The organism is Peribacillus simplex (genome assembly GCF_900156045.1).
Lineage (GTDB): Bacteria > Bacillota > Bacilli > Bacillales > DSM-1321 > Peribacillus > Peribacillus simplex_D.
Genome location: NZ_FTMX01000002.1, coordinates 424,400 through 441,374 on the forward strand (window position 1 = coordinate 424,400; position 16,975 = coordinate 441,374).

The 16,975-nt window shown below is 40.3% G+C and carries 15 protein-coding genes; 4 read left to right on the forward strand and 11 right to left on the reverse strand.

The window, feature by feature from the left end:
• Positions 1-104: 104 nt before the first annotated feature.
• A complete protein-coding gene (locus tag BW986_RS08590; protein WP_076367953.1) occupies positions 105-1,196 on the reverse strand; it encodes a CotH kinase family protein in 1,092 nt (363 codons plus the stop codon).
• 230 nt (positions 1,197-1,426) lie between these two features.
• Here BW986_RS08590 and BW986_RS08595 point away from each other — a divergent pair, with 230 nt between their 5' ends.
• Positions 1,427-1,831, forward strand: a complete 405-nt coding sequence (locus tag BW986_RS08595) for a hypothetical protein (protein ID WP_076367021.1) — start codon at positions 1,427-1,429, stop codon at positions 1,829-1,831.
• A 452-nt stretch (positions 1,832-2,283) separates the two neighbouring features.
• Here the strand turns inward: BW986_RS08595 and BW986_RS08605 are convergent, their stop codons facing one another.
• From BW986_RS08605 to BW986_RS08615, 3 genes are read right to left on the reverse strand one after another with little or no spacing between them, the layout of a single operon-like run.
• Positions 2,284-2,595: a DUF3870 domain-containing protein gene (locus tag BW986_RS08605; protein WP_076367025.1), complete on the reverse strand. Its 312-nt coding sequence runs from the start codon at positions 2,593-2,595 to the stop codon at positions 2,284-2,286.
• A gap of 23 nt (positions 2,596-2,618) precedes the next feature.
• Positions 2,619-3,824: an acyl-CoA dehydrogenase family protein gene (locus tag BW986_RS08610; RefSeq protein ID WP_076367955.1), complete on the reverse strand. Its 1,206-nt coding sequence runs from the start codon at positions 3,822-3,824 to the stop codon at positions 2,619-2,621.
• Between the two features lie 14 nt (positions 3,825-3,838).
• Positions 3,839-5,026 carry a CaiB/BaiF CoA transferase family protein gene (locus tag BW986_RS08615; protein WP_076367027.1) on the reverse strand — a complete coding sequence of 396 codons (1,188 nt, stop codon included), beginning with the start codon at positions 5,024-5,026 and terminating at the stop codon, positions 3,839-3,841.
• Positions 5,027-5,481: 455 nt separating this feature from the next.
• On the opposite strand from BW986_RS08615, the gene BW986_RS08620 reads away from it, so the two are divergent.
• Complete coding sequence (locus BW986_RS08620) at positions 5,482-6,420, forward strand: DHH family phosphoesterase (protein ID WP_076367029.1); 939 nt, start codon at positions 5,482-5,484, stop codon at positions 6,418-6,420.
• Between the two features lie 133 nt (positions 6,421-6,553).
• Here the strand turns inward: BW986_RS08620 and BW986_RS08625 are convergent, their stop codons facing one another.
• From BW986_RS08625 to BW986_RS08640, 4 genes are all read right to left on the reverse strand, one after another.
• The gene (locus BW986_RS08625; RefSeq protein ID WP_076367031.1) at positions 6,554-7,570 is read right to left on the reverse strand and encodes an aliphatic sulfonate ABC transporter substrate-binding protein; all 1,017 of its coding nucleotides are present in this window, start codon (positions 7,568-7,570) and stop codon (positions 6,554-6,556) included.
• 41 nt (positions 7,571-7,611) lie between these two features.
• Positions 7,612-8,364, reverse strand: coding sequence for an ABC transporter permease (locus tag BW986_RS08630; protein WP_076367033.1), 753 nt, complete (start codon positions 8,362-8,364; stop codon positions 7,612-7,614).
• Positions 8,297-9,139: an ABC transporter ATP-binding protein gene (locus tag BW986_RS08635; protein WP_076367035.1), complete on the reverse strand. Its 843-nt coding sequence runs from the start codon at positions 9,137-9,139 to the stop codon at positions 8,297-8,299. Before BW986_RS08635 ends, BW986_RS08630 begins: the two co-directional genes overlap by 68 nt.
• Before the next feature lie 251 nt (positions 9,140-9,390).
• The gene (locus tag BW986_RS08640) at positions 9,391-11,493 is read right to left on the reverse strand and encodes a YhgE/Pip domain-containing protein (protein WP_076367037.1); all 2,103 of its coding nucleotides are present in this window, start codon (positions 11,491-11,493) and stop codon (positions 9,391-9,393) included.
• 252 nt (positions 11,494-11,745) lie between these two features.
• Between BW986_RS08640 and BW986_RS08645 the strand changes: the two genes are divergently transcribed.
• Positions 11,746-12,438 carry a DUF421 domain-containing protein gene (locus tag BW986_RS08645; RefSeq protein WP_076367039.1) on the forward strand — a complete coding sequence of 231 codons (693 nt, stop codon included), beginning with the start codon at positions 11,746-11,748 and terminating at the stop codon, positions 12,436-12,438.
• A 144-nt stretch (positions 12,439-12,582) separates the two neighbouring features.
• Here BW986_RS08645 and BW986_RS08650 read toward each other — a convergent pair whose 3' ends face one another.
• The 3 genes from BW986_RS08650 to BW986_RS08660 all read right to left on the reverse strand — a co-directional run bounded on the left by BW986_RS08650 (position 12,583) and on the right by BW986_RS08660 (position 15,134).
• A complete protein-coding gene (locus BW986_RS08650) occupies positions 12,583-13,107 on the reverse strand; it encodes a type 1 glutamine amidotransferase domain-containing protein (RefSeq protein ID WP_076367041.1) in 525 nt (174 codons plus the stop codon).
• Between the two features lie 105 nt (positions 13,108-13,212).
• A complete protein-coding gene (gene truA, locus BW986_RS08655) occupies positions 13,213-13,950 on the reverse strand; it encodes a tRNA pseudouridine(38-40) synthase TruA (RefSeq protein WP_076367043.1) in 738 nt (245 codons plus the stop codon).
• Between the two features lie 863 nt (positions 13,951-14,813).
• Positions 14,814-15,134, reverse strand: coding sequence for a hypothetical protein (locus BW986_RS08660; protein WP_076367045.1), 321 nt, complete (start codon positions 15,132-15,134; stop codon positions 14,814-14,816).
• A 618-nt stretch (positions 15,135-15,752) separates the two neighbouring features.
• Here BW986_RS08660 and BW986_RS08670 point away from each other — a divergent pair.
• Positions 15,753-16,760: an SMI1/KNR4 family protein gene (locus BW986_RS08670; RefSeq protein ID WP_076367049.1), complete on the forward strand. Its 1,008-nt coding sequence runs from the start codon at positions 15,753-15,755 to the stop codon at positions 16,758-16,760.
• Positions 16,761-16,975 lie beyond the last annotated feature (215 nt).

The following is a 16,975-nucleotide window of genomic DNA, read 5'->3' on the forward strand; positions in this document are numbered from 1 at the left end:
ATAGAAAAGCAAATGGAATCGTATAGAAAAAAGCAGGAATGCTTTTCTTTCAACACTCCTGCTGTCATATTTTTCATTGTTCCATCACTAAAGGAAAGGAATTATCAATCCAATTTATGCAGACGGCTATTTATATACGTTGCACGGGCCTCAATGAATTTCAGGATGAATGCGGGCTCATTATCAAATTCCACAATATTATCCTTGATATATGGATCTTTTGAAACATAAGGTCTTATTTGATCATGCATTTCGTGAATGATAGGTTCCATATAGCCCACGTTAAAATGATTGATCAAAATCTCCTTTAGAAGTTCTTTGTACCGGACACGAAATCCCCTTACATCAAGGATTCTAGCAGTCAATGTATTGAATCCCTCGATTCCCACATAATCCTCTTCCATCACTTTCCCGTTAACATCCCTTCCCCATGTCGCATCATAATCCCATGGAATCATTTCAAAGAGTCCAGTATCTCCATTTCGATACAAGGCATAGTTATGAACGAACCCATCAAAGTTTTGCGTGAATATGACACCGGCCAGCCAGCGCAGGTACTTTTCCACATCAACATATTTTACGATTTCCTTTTCAAAATCCACTCTTGAAATTGTATTGATTTGGAGGATCAACTCTTGTAAATATAATTCATCCTTTTCTGTCCCGCATTTTTTTTGATAGCCCATCTCCAATGATTTTTTGATTCCTTTATCCAAATCGCTCATCAATGAGAAATTGGCATCACCATCCACTGCATAGAAAATGGCACCCTTGGGCAGCCCCCTTGTCTTCAAATAATATTCATCCACCGATTCCAATTCTAGGTAGATCCCTTCGTCCTTTCCGTTCAGATTCAGGAAAACGAACTGGGAGTTCGGTGATAAGGTGCCTATATCCGCAAAAAAGTCTAAAGATAATTTATTTCTTAGTAAAGATTTATCTTTATATTCGGCATTTAAATGAACTTCCTTGGCATTCCTAAAAGTATTAGGTTTATAAAAGACTACATTATAGGATTTTTTGCGAAAACCGCGGATATGTGAGCCACGGTAAACAATATCAATATCAAGTTTTTTTCTGTTAAGTGTTAACTTTGCCGGTAAAGGATCATTGCACCATATATCTCTGCGAAGTTCCATTAAATTAACTGGTGGAATAAAAAGCTGGTACACAGGCAGCTTCTTGTCAGAATTCATATAACCCTTCCCTTTCACGTTCACTTTCATATTAAATTATGTAAAGAAGCGAGGAGTGTCACCCCAAAAAAAATTTATTAAAAATTGTGCTATTATCTCTGGCATATTACGTACAAGCGCATAGTTTAACGTATAGAAAGGGGGATAAATAAATATGTCTGACATCATTCGAAATATACAAGTTGCGGTGGATAGAGCCAATTCCTTCGGGTTAGGCGATTTTATGCATAATGACCCATGTTCAAAAGGCCGTTCTTCACGTAAAAACAACAATAATAGGCGAACTTCCCGCCGCAGAAGCACTAAACGTCGCACTAGCAGGAGGAGGTCCACTCGCAACACGCAAAGACGCACTAGCAGGAGAAGGTCCACTTTCTGTACGCAAAGGCGCACTAGCAGGAGGAGGTCCACTTGCCGCACGCAAAGGCGCACTAGCAGGAGGAGGTCCACTTGCCGCACGCAAAGGCGCACTAGCAGGAGGAGGTCCACTTGCCGTAGACAAAGGCGCACCAGCAGGAGGAGGTCCACTTGCAGCAGACGAAGGCGCTCCAACAGAAACCACTGCAGTTGGCTTTGCGGCAATAACTTTCGCAATAGACGGAGACGGTGCTTCTAGTTTCATGGTTCCGTTTTAATGTACAACTAATATTTTTTACTGGATAGTAAGCTTCACTTTAAAGTCCAATTTCTATAAAAAAACACAAACTCGTCGTAAATTGGGCGAGTTTTGTGTTTTTAAAAGGCTGTTTTCGCATACTTTGTTGCTATTTACCAAGTAAAGCGGTGTGGTTGATTTCCCCTCCAGATGCTCGCTTTCCGCGGGGCGGGCGGTGAGCCTCCTCGGCGTAAACGCCTGTGGGGTCTCACCTGTCCCGCTGCTCCCGCAGGAGTCTCGCACTTCCGCTCCAATCAACCTTAAATCGTTTCGTTTTAAAAACAACGATCGATATATCCATTCAAATGTCCAGTTCCTAAAAAATAAAAAACACTGTCATTTATAATGATAGTGGACTTATTTGCCATGTACCTGAACCTATAAAAAAGGATCCTACCCTTTTTACATACGGTAGGATCCTTCCAGTTTCTCTTATTTAACGGAGACCAATTCGAACTGTGCATACACATCCTTCAGCCCTGCTTGAATGGCTTGACCAGCCTTCCCACGATAATGCATTTGTACACGATCAATCAATTCTTCGAGACCATCTTTCAGGCAATAACCGCGCAGCAGTTGACGAATGAATTCCCTGCCATGTTCTGTAGCAAGTGTACAGGAAGCCTCGACTATTACACCATATTTAAAGTCAAGCTCTACCGTGATCGTGATGGAATCATATATATTTCTCGCTGCCATCCCTTGTGGAAGTTTTGCATGCCCTGCAATGAAGTATGTGTTCATCATCTGATCTCCTCTATCTATAGTTAATGGACGGAAACTTGCTCGAAGGGCCATGCAGGCAATTGCTTACGAAGCTCTTTATCTTGTCTGTAGCCAAGTGCGTATTCGCCCTGCATTACAGTATGAATCTCACGGGTTCCTTCGTAAATGACCGGGGCTTTTGAATTCCGCAGAAAACGTTCCACTGGATATTCATCCGAGTAGCCGTAGGCACCATGAATTTGAACAGCATCATTGGCCGCTTCGTTAGCAGCATTACATGATATCCACTTTGCAAGTGATGTTTCCTTCGTATTCCTTTTTCCTTGATTTTTCAAGGTACCCGCTTTAAAGACCAGCAATCTGGAAATCTCTAAATTTGCGGTCATCTTGGCAATCATCTGTTGAACGAGCTGATGCCTGCCAATCTCTTTTCCGAATGTACTTCGTTCATGGCAATACTTCAAGCTTGCTTCCAGGCTTGCTTCTATTAACCCTACAGCACCTGCGGCCACTGTAAACCGGCCGCTGTCCAATGCCGACATGGAAATTTTAAAGCCCTCACCTTCTTCACCAAGCCTATTCTCCACCGGAACTTTTACATCCGTTAAAAAGATTTCGCCTGTATTCCCTGCACGAATTCCTAATTTACCTTTGATGGCTTTCGACTCCACTCCCTCGAAAGTCCGTTCCACAATAAAAGCAGTGATTCCCCTTGAACCGGCATCATGATCCGTCTTGGCGAAAATGAGGAAATGATCTGCATAATCACAGAGCGAAATCCATGTTTTTGAACCGTTCAAGATATAATGGCCCCCAACACGTTTTGCCGTTGATTTCATTGCCGCAACATCAGACCCTGCATTCGGTTCAGTCAGCCCAAAAGCGCCAATTTTGATCCCTTTTGCCTGCGGTACTAAATATTTCTGTTTTTGTTCTTCCGTCCCCCATTGCAGCAAGGTCATGCTATTTAACCCTGTATGTACAGAAACTGCAGTTCGGTAAGCCGTATCGCCTCGTTCCAGCTCTTCACAAACGATGGCAAGGGTATTATAATCCATTCCGACTCCACCATACTCTTCAGGTATACAAACGCCCATCAACTGCAATTCCGCTAACCTTTTTAAAATATGCGGCTGGAATTGACCTTGCCTATCCCACTCTTGAATGTATGGGATGATTTCCTTATCCACAAATTTCCTTACCACTTTCTTCACACTTTGCTGCTCTTCTGTTAATTCGAAATTCATCATTAATATTCCTCCTAAATAATTTTATTTTCCTTGAATTTGCTTATTTGGTCTGGACTATATCCAATTTCAGCCAAAATGGAACCGGTATGCTCACCATACAGTGGCGGATGCTTTCTCATCGTAACCGGCGTTCTTGAAAGGTTCAGTGGCGATCCCGTCACTCTAAGATCTTCGATTGTGGGATGTTCCATGTTCACCAACATGCCCCTTGCGATAATTTGCGGGTCATCGAACATCTCTGCGATATCATTAATCGGGCCATTGGGTATCCCTGCATCATCAAATAGCCTTTTCCATTCTTTCTTTGTCTTTCCTTTCAACAAATCCTCTATTATCGGTATTAATCCTTCCTTGTTCAGCAAACGTTTTTCATTATGCTTAAACTGTTCCTGCTCTGCTAAATCAGGTCTGCCTATAACAGCTGAAAACCTCCTGAACTGATCATCATTTCCTACAGCCACAACAAGCTCCCCATCACTTGTCCGGAACGTTTGGTATGGGACGATATTGGGATGTTGGTTTCCCATTCGTGCAGGGGTCTGGCCACTGAATAAATAGTTGCTGGCGACATTCACCAATGAAGAAACCTGGCAATCCATTAACGAAATATCAATTTCCTGTCCTTCCCCCGCTTTATCCCTATGATGCAATGCGGATAAAATGCCAATGCATGTATACAAGCCAGTCAATATGTCAGCTATGGCCACCCCGACCTTCACCGGGCTTCCATCTTTTTCCCCTGTGATGCTCATCAAACCACTCATCGCTTGAATGATATAATCATAGCCAGGCAAATCTTTATAAGGTCCGGTTAAACCAAATCCCGTAATCGAGGCCATGATCAGTTTGGGGTTGCATTCCTTTAAATCCTCATAACCCAACCCCATTTTATCCAACGTGCCTGTCTTGAAATTTTGAATCACGATATCCCCTGAAGACACCAACTTCCGGAAGATCTCTTTCCCTTGTTCCGACTTTAAATTCAAGGTCATGCTTTGCTTATTTCGATTGGCACATAAATAGTAAGCGCTTTCTCCTTGGGCGAATGGCGGACCCCATCCTCTCGTTTCATCCCCTGCCTCATGATGCTCGATTTTAATAACATCGGCACCCAAATCACCGAGAATCATTGAACAATACGGCCCCGCCAAAACACGGGATACATCGATAATCCTGACTCCTTCCAAAGCTCCATTCATATCATCACCCCTTTCAAACTGTCGGGATACACAAAAAAGAGCCAGTAAAACCAACAATGTCATTACATTGAATGTTTCACTGACCCTTATCCACGAACTGTCTTCCTGCAAAGGAAGATCAAGTGAACCAAGTCAATTTTTATGGATTCCAGTTTTATGACAAGCCGGCCATGCAGCAAGGTAACTTGCTGTCATCGGTTTGGTAAATTAAGTATAGTCTTATTTTTTGAATTTTGCAATAATTTTGTTCGGGTGTTTTCATTACTTCCACTGAAATACGCTTTAACATACTTCCCGTTTAATATAAAAATACATCCCTCAATCCGGGGTAATCGGAAATTGCCTTTATTCGTGAGGCATGGGATGATTGAATATGCATAGTTGTCAATATAAGAATTTTTCATACTATCGATTACCGCTCGACAGACTAGGAAAGATTAAAAGGAGATGGCGATATGGACAATAAAAAAGCGGAAATAATCGAAGCGATTAAGAAATACCACACTATTATCATTCATCGCCATGTTCATCCGGATCCGGATGCATTGGGATCACAAATCGGTTTAAAGAAGCTATTGAAGCATTCCAATCCTTCTAAAGAAGTCTATGCGGTAGGCGAGGAAGTGGATAAGCTTCTATTCATTGGTGATATGGATGTCATTTCCGATAAGAAATACAAAGGTGCCTTAGTGATTGTTTGTGATACTGCCAACATTTCTCGGATCAGTGATACCCGATATGACCACGGGGACATGCTAATCAAAATTGACCACCATCCCGATTATGAGCAATTTGGTGATCTTTCTTGGGTCGACCCTTCTTATAGCTCTGCCAGTGAAATGCTTGTTGATTTATTCTTGGAATTTCCAGAAGGCTTTATCATGAATAAAGAAGCGGCTAAATCATTTTATGCAGGAATACTTAGTGATACAGGTAATTTCATGAATGGGAATACAACTTCCAGGACATTAAAAATGGTTTCGCACTTAAGAACTTATAATATTCATCCAGAAAGAATCCATAACAGCCTTAATATAAAGACTAAAAACGCGTCAAGACTAAAAACGGACATCCTCATGAGCTTCAATGTAACCGATAAAGGGGTAGCTTACTTCATTATTACGGAGGATCTGTTAAATATGTATGGCGTGGATCGAATAGAAGCCTCGAATTTAGTTAATACACTATCGAATGTCAGGAGCAATAAAATCTGGGCTTTCTTCATCGAATATCCTTCTGAAATCCGTGTCAGGATACGTTCACGGAATATTCCCATCGCTTCAGTCGCACGTCAATTCAATGGTGGAGGACATTCACTGGCTTCAGGCGCTACCATCCATTCCTGGGATGAGGTTGATCATGTTATCCAAGCATTGGATCAAGTCTGCCCATAACGAGGAATTCATGACCTGCCGTGGTTATATGTATGATTATGATCCCAGGCGCAATACGATGGAATTTCAGCCTTGACCTGATTACAAAAAAAGCGCCAAAGCCAGGATGGCTGAGGCGCTTGCTTGTTTCAACTTATTTGGACACTTCTTCAAGAATTGATAAATCGATCATGCCTTTTATATCATTGCTAGGGATATAACCAGCTTCTTTGCTTATGTCTGCCATTTCCTGAATGACTTGCTCATTAACTTCAGTTGTCACTTCAAGGCGTGAAAATGCTGAAGCCACTTCTTCTTTACTTAATTCTTTTCCAGTCAGTTCCTTCAGATGCTTAATAACCAGCTCTTGGCTTTCTTCAGGGTTGTCTTGTATAAACTTCACCGCTTTTTCATGCGCCTTCAAATAAGAAGCAGCGAGCCCCTTTTTATCCAAGAACTTCTGGCTTGCAGCCACTACCGTGTTAGGTGAATCTTTCCCCCATGCAAATTGATCCCAGTCAAGCAATAACTTTCCTTTTGCCTGGTTTTCCAATACATAACCCCATGGTTCCTGGGTTGCTGCTGCATCGACAGATTTTTGGACAAAAAGTGCGGTTGTGTCAGCAGGTGCTGCTGCATACAGCTCGACTGTCCCCCCATTCGTAGTCGGTTTTAAGTCAACATCTTGAAGGGCCTTCCTAAGCATGACATCCTGTGTGCTTCCAATGACGGGAATCGCTACCTTTTTACCGCCCAAATCTTTTAAATCCGTAACTTTGCTGCCCTCGCTAGCCACAAGTACGGCACCTCCATTAACAGCCCCGGAGATCAAGTGGTATTCAGGGTTTTTTACGTAAAAGTTAAGCAATGGACCAGGCCCGACCGTTCCGACATCAATGGCGTTTGTAGCCATTGCTTCCATGAATAATCCGCCATTGGCCACTGTCTTGGTTTCAATCTTAACATCTTTACCGAACTCTTCTTCGAAAAAGCCCTTTTCGAGTGCAATGATCGTTGCACTGTGGGTTAAGTTAGGAAAATATCCAATTTTCACGGATTTCCCCCCCGAACCTTCTCCTTCTTCATCATTGCTGCTGGATTGAGTGCATCCGCTTACTATTCCGATTAACAACACAGACAAAATAAGGGCAAAAAATGATTTTTTCAGCATATTTTTCTCTCCTTTTGGACTATTATTTTATTAAACTACCGTTACTTCACTCCCCATTTCAGTTGAACATTACGTTCAAGGCGGGAGAAGACGACATTATCCACGATTGTTCCGATGATGGCGATGATGATCATCACGGAAATGACCAAATCCATTTGTCCCAGTGATCTGCCCATTTCCAGCAATTGTCCAAGACCGCCTCCCCCGCCAAGTAATTCACCTGCCATCAGTGCACGCCAGGAAAAGGCCCATGCAATTCTGAGACCGGATATTATTTGCGGGACGGATGCTGGTAAAATCACGGTGCGAAGAAAATGAAACCCGGTCGATCCATATGTTTTGGCAACCCTCTGATACAACTGGGGGACATTCCGGAAACCACTTGTTGCATTAACCGTCATCGTCCAAGTCGCGCCGATGGTGACAATAAAGAGAATCGAAAAATCATTCAATCCAAACCAAATGATTGCTAAAGGGAACCACACGATACTCGGGATGGACTGTAATGCCGTCACGACGAATCCTAAAGTGTCTTCAACCAATTTAAAGCGCCAAATGAAATATCCTAATATAAGACCTACTATAATGGCAATCGTAAAGCCGATCAGGATACGGCCAAGGCTTTTTCCGATGGCTTCAGTTATTTGTCCGCTCATCAGTCCATTAAACAATGTTTCCAAAACCTGGGTCAGGCTTGGGAACATGAATTCCGGAAGACTGGAAAGTCTAGATGTGACTTCCCATATCCCCGCTATCATCGCGATGAATATGATTCGTCTTAAAGCTGTAATCATTCCCCATTTCCTCCTTCAGCACTTTTTCAATTTCCTCCTGTAAAATCGATAGAACCCTTTGTTCTGTATGCAAAGTTACACTATCCGGCATAACTCCATCTTTCATGGAAGGGACGGAAATCGTCTCTTTAATTTTCCCGGGACGGGTTGCAAAGACGATAATTTTTTCGGAAAGCTGAACAGCCTCACGAATGTTATGGGTAACGAAAAAGATTGTCACTTTAGTTTTTCTCCAGATCTCGAGCAGTTCTTTATGCAAGACCATCCTCGTTTGCTCATCCAGCGCAGAGAATGGCTCATCCATCAACAGGATATCCGGTTCCATCACCAACGCTCTTGCGATGGCTACCCTCTGTTTCATGCCCCCTGATAGTTGATGTGGATAGGAGTCAACATATCGGCTGAGGTGAACCATTTTTAAAATGTCCAATGCTTTGGCTTTAGCCTCTTCATTGGGAATTTTCTTTAACTTCAATCCGTATGTAACATTTTCAAGTACCGTCAACCAAGGAAATAACCCCGCCTCTTGAAATACTACGACCCGTTCCGGACCTGGCTTCATCACTTTTTTCCCAGCTACACGTATTTCACCTGCATCTGCCTTATCAAGGCCGGCAATCAGATAAAGGAGTGTGGATTTACCACATCCAGAAGGGCCGACGATCGAAACGAAGCTTCCTTTCTCGACCTCTATGTTTATCTTATCGAGCACCTTTATGCTTTCTTTCTTTTCATTCTTAAAACTTTTTTCAATGCCATCTATTGTTAAATACATAAAGTCACCCCACTTTTATATCGCATCGATTTACTAAACATTATTTCTTAATAATGATTAATCCAATGGTTTTTGTCAACTATAAAAATGCAAAAATTCTAATTTATCGGTATCTTTCCATTCAACTGTCATTGTATTGATAAATATTCCAAACTTACATAAAAATGCATACGGGAAAATTCCATTCAGCAAATAAAAAACCTGAGCCCTTGTAAGGGTTCAGGCTAATTTTAATATCCATTTTTATACCCTTAAAAAATCCTGCTTCCATACAATTTATCCTTCATTTTTTGTGTCCTTGCATGCAGTGGCTTTTTCAAAATGATACCTAATATGAGCGTGATTATTAAAAAGAGAATCAAGATAAAAATGTCCTTGCCAGCTACGCTCCATGTTATTCCCCCAACAGATTCACGAAGTAATCCCACAGCATAGGTGAATGGCAAGAAAGGGTTAATATGTTGAAAAAAGGGCGGTGTGACTTGAATGGGGAAAGTGCCGCCTGAACTTGATATTTGAAGGACCATCAAGACGACGCTTATCCCTTTTCCAACATTTCCAAGAACGGAAACGAAGGTGTAGACAATGAGTGTAAATACTGTACTTATCAGAACTGAAAACAGGATGTACTCAAATTTATCCGCTACATAAACACCGATAAGGATGATATTCCCAATAGAAACACTAAGAGCCTGCATTACCCCAATGATGAAAAATATAAGATATCTCCCGATATAAATTTGATACGGGCTGTAGACTTTTTGAGAAACGCCCACGCTAAGCATGGAAATCAATATTGTACCGCCAACCCAAAGGGAAAGTGCCGTAAAGAAAGGGGACATGGCGGATCCATAGTTCGGAATCGGAAAGAGACTGTGTTTATTGAGCAGCACTGGCTCTGAAAAAAATTCACTTTCTTGTTCAATATCATTCCTTAGGAAATCGATCACTTCTTCCAAATCATAAGTCTTATCGATTTCCCTCATTTTAGAAGCTAGTGCCTTTATTTTCGTTTCGATTTCCGGAAACTTATTCATTAACTTATCGATATCCCCTGTACGTGTTTCCAATGTTCGATTGGTCTCATTCAACAGCATCCTCACCTCAGGAAGAACCTTGGTTCCCTCCGCCATCGTGACCTGGACATTATTCAATATTGATTCCGTTTCGTTCCAGATTTCATTGAATTTTGGCCCTGTTTCCTTTGAATAACTTTCCTGGAAGCTTGCCAAAACTTGATCATTGTTCCCGCCAAGTTCGATAAGATTGCCGAAGGCTCGGTTATTCAGCGCTTGAAGTTGGTTCGAAGTATTATCCCTTAATTCATCAACCAGCTGTATTTCTGGCTGAAGCAAGTTTTTCTCATTAAATTGATTGACTCTCACCAATAAATTATACATACTGTCCAAAAGGTACAACTCTTTATTTAGCCTCGTTACCCCTTGTTCCACTAGCTGATTCGACTCATTGTCAGGCAAATCCTGACCCGTTAACCTGTTTGCCAGGACTAAAACGGATTCATTATCGCTCCTGATGTTCGCGATATCATTTTTCAAGATGGAATTGATTCCTTCGAATGCCTGCCTTGTTGAATCTACATAACTAGAAACGTCCGATACCAATTTGTCCTTCTGCAACGTTATTCCTTCTATTGAATCCAATCCATCATTGACCTTCTTAATGATATCTTCAGCCTTTTTAACATGTGTTTGAACGGTTTTGATATTTTGTTCAAGCTCAGGCAGTTGACCCTCTAATAAATACACCATATTCTTCATTTTTTGAATTGTCGGCAACTCGTTTTGCAATGTGATTCCCAGTTCATTAAAGATTGCAAGGATACTCCCACTGGCCGATTTGATAAAGGTTTTGCTCACATTGTCCACAATGCTGTTTGCACCCGCTGCCGTAATTTTAGGAGCAATGGAATTTATTTTTTCATTCACATAGTAATCAATCTCCGCCTTTTTAGGGTCATCGGTCATGATTGTCGCAATATGTTCGGAAAAGTTCTCCGGAATGATTATGGATGCATAAAAATCCCCCTTTTCCACCTTAGCTTTTGCCTCTTTTTCCGAAGTGAATCTCCAGCCTAAATCCTTATTCTCCTTTAACCCCTCTATGACTTCCTTGCCTATGTTCACGGCTTCGCCATTTAACTCCGCACCTTTATCATTATTGGCAACACCGACAAGAATTCCCTCCGTATTTGCATACGGGTCCCAAGATGCGACAATATTAAACCACGCATAAATGGAAGGGATGAACATGAGAAAAACTACTACGATACAAACAAAGAAATTTTTATAAATGCTTTTTAAATCGTCAATGAAAATTTCCCGAATATTTCTCAAAACATACCCCCGTGCAAATGTATTTTGATACTATTATTCGAAGAAATTTCTTAATCGATACTAAGTAAACATATCCATGGATTTATTGAAACAAATATTCATGATCTATCGCACCCATTGAATCAATCTATCGATTCATGCAAGATGGGATTCAAATTCAAAGACTGATTTTTAGTTACAGAATAAACGGCAAAGTGCAAGAACATACTATCACAAACTAACTGCAGGGAGTTTTGTAAGGGAGATATAGTCATGTCAGAAGCTGTTGAAATCATCTTTCGAACCATTACCTCTTTTATTTTATTATGGATATTTGTCCATCTCCTCGGTAAACAGACGATTGCCCAGAGGACTTACCACCTTTATATCGCTTCAATTACGTTGGGGACAATTGCAGGTAATCTAGCATTCAATATTAAAATTAAATTCCTGTATTTTATCATAGCAATCATTATTATGGGTACCGTCGTTTTTATGCTGAATCTTCTAGCGGTTCGAAATCCGCGCTTCGGGAAATGGATCGCCGGAGAACCTGTTACCGTAATTCAAAAAGGGAAAATTCTCGAAGAGTCAATGGAACGAATGGGGTATTCACTGGATTCTCTTAAACAGGCTTTGCGTGGAAAAGATATCTTCTACATAGATGAAGTGGAATGTGCCATTTTAGAGATCAATGGTTCCCTTTCTGTATTAAAAAAAGAACAATACCAAAATGCGACCAAGCAGGATTTACCTTTACTGCCATCAGCAGGAACTGTACCGATTGAACTGGTCTATGACGGGAAGATCTTATATGAAAACTTATCCAAACACACCTACGATGACGAGTGGTTAATCTCTGAACTCAAAAAAAGAAATCTTGCTGTTTTTAATATCTCGTATGCTGTCGTAGGGACAAAAGGAAATTTGTATATTGATTTGATTAAGGATTACTCAAGGGAATAATCCTTAGCATTTCAGCGAGAATCATAAACAAGATTTAAAAATATCTAATCAATTTTGTTAATATCGCATTGAATAATTGGATGGCAACAAAAAATAAAAGTGGTTTTTCCAGAAGAAAAAACCACTTTTTCAGCCTATTATGAATTAACTTTTTTCAATCACGTTTATCAATTCCCTTAAATAATCCGGCAGATCAGGCGGACGCCTGCTTGATACAAGGTTACCATCAACGACAACGGGCTTATCTATCCAAGTCGCCCCTGCATTTTCCATATCATCTTTAATGCCCGGTGTACTTGTCACATTCTTCCCTTTTAAAATTTTAGCGGAGATCAACACCCAACCAGCATGACAAATTTGCCCGATGGGTTTTTTATTTTCTTCCATGCTTTGGATAAGTGATATCACTTCGGGAAACCGGCGAATTTTGTCAGGTGCCCATCCCCCCGGTACAAGAATGGCATCATATTCTTCAGCTTTAATACTGCCATACTCATAATCAGATATAGCTGGTACACCATATTTTCCAATGTATGATTCATTCGCCTTTTCTCCCGCGAGGTGAACAATCGCTCCTTCTTCTTTTAATCGTAAAATCGGATACCAGAGCTCTAAATCTTCAAAATCATGGTGCACAAGACTGATTATTTTCTTTCCTGCTAATCTCATGAAAATCTCTCCTTTTTCGTTCTATTCCCCTTTACCATTCTTCCCTATTACTTCCCTTTATCTACTGCCTGTACACTTACATGCGTTAACCGATGCATCAATATTCTAAAAATCAACCTTCACCAAGTACAACCCAGCTGCCTCCGCCATACGGCCCGTTTGGATTCTTTCTTTTGACTCTAAAATGCTTGGTATATTTTCAGCATCTATTTCCCCCAACCCAACTTCTATCAACGTCCCGACAATCTTTCTAACCATATTATAAAGAAATCCATCGCCACGTACTGTAATTTGGATGAATCCGGCATTTTCTTCAATATCAATGGAATATATTTCACGCACCATGGATTTTTTCTTGGACTTTGCATTTGAATATGCCGTGAAATCATGTTCACCTATAAAATGTTGACATGCCTTTTTCATTCTTGTGATATCCAGCTTTTTCTCTACATGCATACTGTATTTTCGCATGAAAGGATTTGTATATGGCTCGTTCCAGATCTTATACAAATAGGTTTTATCCTTAGCATTATAACGGGCATGGAAACGCTCAGGAACTAGCCTAACCTCGACAATGCTGATATCTCTTGGTAAATACCTATTCAAATAATTCATGATTTCAGCTTCAGTCAGATTTTCACCAATCTTAAAATTGGCGATTTGAGCAAGGGCATGTACACCGGCATCCGTTCTGCTGCATCCGATGATCTCGATTTTTTCCCCCACCATTTCCGTTAATACATTTTCTATTTTTCCTTGAATCGTATCATCACTATTACCGAGTCGTTGCCAGCCTTTATAGCGCCCGCCATCATATTGAATGGTCAATTTATAATTGTTCATCGCTTCCTCCTTATTTTATTACTGTATAGTCATCTAAACAGAAAATTCTTGATAAAATACAAGCCCCCATACAACTCCTGCTGTATGAGGGAACAGATGGCCTTTTCTTAGAAACACATTTAAATTGTTAAGTCGTTAAGGTTTTGTATGATAATGATTTATGTAATAATCATGCATCTTATCTATGCCACTCGAAGTAAATCCTAGCTATCAAAGTGAAATGCACTTCTGCATAGTGTACCAAAGCGGGTAATGTCATGCAACGAACGATTCACCGTCACGTGCAACTTTGTGCAATGCATTAACACACAGGAATAATAAATGAAAAATAAAAAGGCTCTTTTCGTAAAGATTGTTGTTTTTAAAAACTAAACGATTTAAGGTTGATTGGAGCGCAAGTGCGAGACTCCTGCGGGAGCAGCGGGACAGGTGAGACCCCACAGGCGTTTACGCCGAGGAGGCTCACCGCCCGCCCCGCGGAAAGCGAGCATCTGGAGGGAAAATCAACCACACCGCTTTACTTGGTAAATAGCAACAAAGTATGTGAAAACAGCCAATAAAAAAGACCCAATCCCCGATTATATCAAGGATTTGAGCCTTTGGCAGTTGATGACCTGTGAGGGGTTAGTGTGAGCAAGATGGTGAGCAGATGGTCTGCTACAATTATCATTGTGACTAATCGTTTCATTTTCTTCCACAGTCCAGTTAGGGAACAGTAGCTTCGATTTTAATAATTGCTCAAATGACAACCACTATAACGTAAATTACCTTTTCTAAAACTAAAAGCAGTTGTATTTTATTTTCTATATCGAAACCTCAAAACAAAAAGGCATGCCTTAAAGGTTAAGGCTTCTGTGGAATCATTACTTGATAAATCCATTGAGAAATTGATATAACTCTTCTAATTCGCTTTCTTTTGCCACAATACAGTTAGGGTATTGTTTTATCTCTGCCACGCTGGATAATTTAAAATCATTGGGAGTAGGGAGTCCAGAAGCACATATCATTAAATAGTCAGCAAAGTGAATTAAACCAGTCACTGCTGACGTTTTTATGGTCATTTGCCCCATTGCTCGCCCCGCAAACAAACCCTTCATTGCACTATTTCCACCTGTTCTTTCTATTACTATTCTACTTTCATCTATTATTACTTTTGTTCCTGATTTTAATTCAAAAGTTTTCATCTTCTCAACCTCCTACTTGTCCTTTAATATTACAACATCTTTGTATGGAAATGGCTTATATATGTCATTTGCTTGAAAATAATCTTCAACTAACATGCCCAGTTTTCTGAATAAGAAAAAGGTTACCGCAACAACCCTTTGTTAAAGTGTTATTATAAAGATTCATCAACAAGTTTTTTTTGGCAATTTGGGATATTATTTTGGTTTCATCATAAACTTACGCCAATTTCACACAGTATACAGCTAATGTATAGAAGAGAGAGTTATGAGTTTAGCCTTGTTAATGAAGGCTTTTTTCGTAAAGATTGTTGTTTTTAAAACGAAACGATTTAAGGTTGATTGGAGCGCAAGTGCGAGACTCCTGCGGGAGCAGCGGGACAGGTGAGACCCCACAGGTGTTTACGCCGAGGAGGCTCACCGCCCGCCCCGCGGAAAGCGAGCATCTGAAGGGGAAATCAACCACACCGCTTTACTTGGTAAATAGCAACAAAGTATGCGAAAACAGCCTTTCGTAAAGATAAGATTGTTGCAATAATTGTTTTTCAACTACATAGGAAAGTTTGTACATGTAAAAGCCGGCAGATCAAATAATAATTAAACATTCATGAGGTGAATTTTTTGGTAATAAGTATATGGGAAGTAAGTAATGACGAGTATATGTTACAACCATTAACAGACGAAATCGTAAAAAAAGCAGAAGAGTTATTTAATGTAAAGTTACCAGACTCCTACATTGCTATTCTTAAGCAACAAAATGGGGGACAACCCATCTGTAATGCTCATCCGTCTCCTGTTCCTACCGTCTGGGGTGAATCTTTTGTTATAGTGGAACACATTAAAGGGATTGGTGCCGGCAATGGCATTCTTGGAAATGATTATTACATAAAAGAGTGGGAACTGCCGGAAGGACTTATTTTATTCAATGGAGACGGTCATACTTGGCTCGCTTTTGATTACCGCAATGCCACCTCTGATCCACCCATTGTTTATGTAGACGTTGATTTGGAACAAACCATACAAATCGCAGACAGCTTTGAAGAATTTCTAAAAAACCTTTACCTTGAAAATGAGGAATTTGATTTTGAGGGAATGGAGGTAAAGGTATACAGTAAACAAGAATTTGAAACGTTTATACAAGAAGATAATGTAGATGAATTAATATATGCTATATCGGACCTAGCACAAAGCGATGTGGATTTGAAGTGGTTTGGAAATCAACTTTTAACTTTAAGTAATTATCACGACCGAAATGTGAGAAGTTGGGTTGCTAACAGTGTTTGGAATTCTCTTACACATAGATTAGATGAGGAAATTCTACATTCATTGATAGAAAATTTTAAGAATGATGTCGATAGTGAAGTTCGAATGTTTGCCGAACTTATTCTTGAAAAAGTGAACTATTCCTTCGAACAACTTAAAGAGGATGTCTATAACGGCGAAAGGGTCAGTCTTGCTTTTCAAGAAAAACTTTATCACGTTATTGAAGATTCCAATCAATGGCATCTAGCTGACTACGAAACAGATACGCAACAGTCGTTTGATTCAGCAGATGAATTATTAGAACAATCCAGGATCGACGGGAAGTCTTTACAAGAAGGGTGGAGCCATATTAAAAAGGCTTATTAGTCTATTCGTTATCTGTTGGCTAAGTCACTCTATCGAATTAGTCTTAAGTCACTGTGGTATATGTTGATACTTGATAAAACAAAAAAGCTGTCCGGTTCCGGAGAGCTTTTTCCTTTGGTTTAAAATAAGGACTTAATCATGAACAGTGCCTAAGAACAGATCGAAATAAACGGCCATAGTTTGTAGGCTTACTGAACTAACACACCCATTAATTC